The 1723-nt window shown below is 66.6% G+C and carries 2 protein-coding genes and 1 pseudogene; 2 read left to right on the top strand and 1 reads right to left on the bottom strand.

Annotated features, from left to right (window positions below; translation table 11 throughout):
- The coding region (locus tag EOA60_RS31655; RefSeq protein WP_348632739.1) for an alpha/beta fold hydrolase at positions 1–238 on the top strand (238 nt) is incomplete at its 5' end.
- 59 nt (positions 239–297) lie between these two features.
- Positions 298–459 (top strand): annotated as a pseudogene (locus EOA60_RS31660) (4-hydroxybenzoate 3-monooxygenase); the annotation flags it as partial.
- Positions 460–472: 13 nt separating this feature from the next.
- Here EOA60_RS31660 and pcaF read toward each other — a convergent pair.
- Positions 473–1678: a 3-oxoadipyl-CoA thiolase gene (gene pcaF / locus EOA60_RS31665; protein WP_095824979.1), complete on the bottom strand. Its 1206-nt coding sequence runs from the start codon at positions 1676–1678 to the stop codon at positions 473–475.
- Between the last annotated feature and the right edge of the window lie 45 nt (positions 1679–1723).

Raw genomic sequence — 1723 nt, forward strand, 5'->3', positions numbered from 1 at the left:
TTTCACCGACAGCGCGCGCCGCATCGCGGTGCCGACGCTCTGCATCGTCGGCGACCAGGACGGCTCGACGCCGCCCGATCTCGTGCGCTCGCTTACCGACCTGATCCCCGGCGCGCGCTTCGAGCTGATCCGCGGCGCCGGGCACATTCCCTGCATCGAGCAGCCCGACGCGCTCGTCGCCCTGATCCGCGCCTTCGTCGCGTCGTTGCCTGAGGGAAAGCATCTCCATGGGCGATGACGCAAACAATACCAACCGATACCGGACCGGGCTCGAGGGCGACGCATCGCATCGATTGCGAGGCGGTGCGCTTCTCCTGGTGGATGACGACGATCCTTCACCGCTTCCCCGAGGCGGGTGAGTTCGGTCAGCGCATCCAGGAAGCCGAGCTCAATTATCTGGTACACTCCATTGCCGCCTCGACCGCGCTGGCGGAGAACTATGTCGGCCTGCCTTACTGAGCGGGCCGAGCCGTCAGACCCGTTCCAGTGCAATCGCAATGCCCTGGCCGACGCCGATGCACATGGTGGCCAAAGCGCAGCGTCCGCCGCGCTCGCGCAGCTCCAGCGCCGCCGTGCCGGTGATGCGCGCGCCCGACATGCCAAGCGGATGACCGAGCGCGATCGCGCCGCCGTTGGGGTTCACATGCTTCGCCTGCTCGGAAATTCCGAGTTCACGCAGCACGGCAACGCCTTGCGATGCGAAGGCTTCGTTCAACTCGACGACGTCGAATTGGTCAGGCCTCAAGCCGAGACGGGCGCAGAGCTTTTTGGTTGCCGGCGCGGGACCGATACCCATGATGCGCGGCGCGACGCCGGCAACAGCACCGCCGAGAATGCGGGCGATCGGCGTCAGGCCATGTTTCCTGGCAGCCGCTTCGGAGGCGATGATCAGCGCAGCAGCACCATCATTGACGCCGGAGGCATTGCCGGCGGTCACCGTGCCGCCCTGGCGGAACGGCGTCGGCAGCTTGGCCAGCGCCTCGATGGTCATGCCGGCGCGGGGATGCTCGTCCTTCGAGACGACGATTGGCTCGCCCTTTTTCTGCGGGATCGCCACCGGCGTGATCTCCTTCGCCAGCCGGCCATTGGCCTGCGCCGCAACAGCCTTGTCCTGGCTGCGCACGGCAAAGGCGTCCTGGTCGGCTCTGCTGACCGAAAACTCCTCGGCGACGTTCTCGCCGGTCTCCGGCATGGAATCGACGCCGTACTGCTTCTTCATCAGCGGGTTGACGAAGCGCCAGCCGATGGTGGTGTCGTAGATCTCGGCATTGCGCGAGAAGGCGGTGTCGGCCTTCGGCATGACGAAGGGCGCGCGGCTCATCGATTCCACCCCGCCGGCAATCATCAGCTCGGCCTCGCCGGCCCTGATGGCCCGGGCGGCGATGGTGACGGCATCCATGCCCGAGCCACAGAGCCGATTGATCGTGGAGCCCGGAATGTCCTGGGGAAGGCCGGCCAGCAGCAACCCCATCCGCGCCACGTTGCGGTTGTCCTCGCCGGCCTGGTTGGCGCAGCCAAAGACGACGTCGTCGACCGCGGCCCAGTCGACGCCCAGGTTGCGCTCGACCAACGCTTTCAGCGGAATGGCGGCGAGATCGTCGGCTCGCACCGAGGACAGCGCGCCGCCGAAACGGCCGATCGGCGTGCGGATATAGTCGCAGATGAAGGCATCAGTCATTGTGCAGCTTTCCCTTTGGCGGTACCTGCATGCGCGGCCTTGGTG

This window comes from Mesorhizobium sp. M1A.F.Ca.IN.020.06.1.1 (genome assembly GCF_004023265.1).
Lineage (GTDB): Bacteria > Pseudomonadota > Alphaproteobacteria > Rhizobiales > Rhizobiaceae > Mesorhizobium.

Coding starts and splice junctions, on each gene's coding strand:
- pcaF (WP_095824979.1), bottom strand. CDS start 1,678: ATGACTGATGCCTTCATCTGCGACTATATCCGCACGCCGATCGGCCGT.